At 61.1% G+C, this 550-nt stretch carries 1 pseudogene; it reads right to left on the bottom strand.

Going from position 1 to position 550, the window contains the following annotated elements:
* Positions 1–421 (bottom strand): annotated as a pseudogene (locus tag EN850_RS33395) (transposase); the annotation flags it as partial.
* Between the last annotated feature and the right edge of the window lie 129 nt (positions 422–550).

The following is a 550-nucleotide window of genomic DNA, read 5'->3' as shown; positions in this document are numbered from 1 at the left end:
CTCATGCACCCGTCGACCGATAGCACTACCGTCACGCGCCTTGGGCGTGTAGGAAAATGCCGAGCGCGACATCGACACGATCTGCAGCGCACGCCGCTCACTGCTGCCAAATCGCTCCTGCAGCAGCTCCACTCAGGCACGCTTCTGGGCAGGCCTCAGAGCTTTTTTGTGACCACATCCTGCAGCATGCTTTGTTTAGGCTGAGGCTGGCCACCAACTGCTTGAGCTTGCTGTTTTCCTCCTCCAGCAACCGCAGCCACTTGAGTTCGGGCGGACCCAACCCGCCGCACTTCCTGCGCCACACGTAGAACGTCGCCTCCGCAATGCCCAGCTTGCGGCACACCTCACCGACCGCCACCCCGAGCTCGACCTGCATGAGCGCGTAGGCAATCTGCTCCTCGGTAAAACAGGATTTCTTCATCGCCTGATTCCCCGTGATCCAAGGGGCCCATGCGGGGCGAAGTCTCTACTTTACGCTGGCCCGGTTTTTCGGGGGGGCACGCCGCAACACGGTTGATCTCAGCACCCGGAATTGGCTGTTGCCATGTCG

Source organism: Mesorhizobium sp. M8A.F.Ca.ET.207.01.1.1, from assembly GCF_004794715.1.
Lineage (GTDB): Bacteria > Pseudomonadota > Alphaproteobacteria > Rhizobiales > Rhizobiaceae > Mesorhizobium.
The sequence above is the reverse complement of the archived record's forward strand: the minus strand, read 5'-3'. Positions and strand labels throughout refer to the sequence as shown.